The sequence below is a fragment of the Rothia sp. HMSC066G02 genome, from assembly GCF_001813145.1.
Classification (GTDB): domain Bacteria; phylum Actinomycetota; class Actinomycetes; order Actinomycetales; family Micrococcaceae; genus Rothia.
The window spans coordinates 67,036-67,774 of sequence record NZ_KV811586.1 but is presented as its reverse complement, the minus strand read 5'-3'; the positions used below and the strand labels follow the sequence as shown (position 1 = coordinate 67,774).

Genomic DNA, 739 nt, shown 5'->3' with positions numbered 1-739 from the left:
GGTCAGCACCCCAACCAGCACCCACAGGCGCAACTAAAGGATCAGGCGCGGTAAAGCGACCCACACGCGAATCCACCACGCGGGCACCCAACACCTCAAAACCGGTAGAGCCCAGTACCACACCCGAAGCGGTAGAAACACCAACCAGCGAATCCGGTAACACAGGCGCAACACCAGCAGAAGCACCCTGAGCAGAAGGCACAGCAGGCGCCACAACACCCAAAGAAGCCCAACCGTACGGATCCAACAGACCGGCACCAGAACCAGCACCAGGAACCAACGAACCCACAGAAGGCATCGACGAGCCAGCTACACCCAGCACACGCGGAACAAACGAATTCTCATCCCACACCAGCGGGTGCATCACCGAAGCATCAAAACCAGCCACAGAACCAGCATTAGTACGAGCGCCGGTTGAGGGTACGCCAAATTCAGGTGCACCAGCAGGCGCACCACCGGCGGCAAGCACACGACCATCAGTAGAAGCACACAGCAGCGAGAAGGACACAGCAGAATCCTCAGCAGAACCCCACGACGCCACCGAGCTCACAAACCCAGCCGCACCATAGGTCAACGACGAACCAGAACCATCCGAAGAAACCTGCAGAAGACGCGAATCATTACCGTCATACGAGAACACGCTCGTCGAGACCGGCACCAAGATGACGCCTTCAAGTTCCACGGACTCCGGGCACTGCGGAAGCCATGCCTGAGCATCCTCAACAGCAGAGGCAAACTC

Annotated in this window: 1 pseudogene; it reads right to left on the bottom strand. The window is 58.6% G+C overall.

Annotation, left to right across the window (positions count from 1 at the left end):
- Positions 1-739 (bottom strand): annotated as a pseudogene (locus HMPREF2894_RS09205) (type IV secretion protein Rhs); the annotation flags it as partial.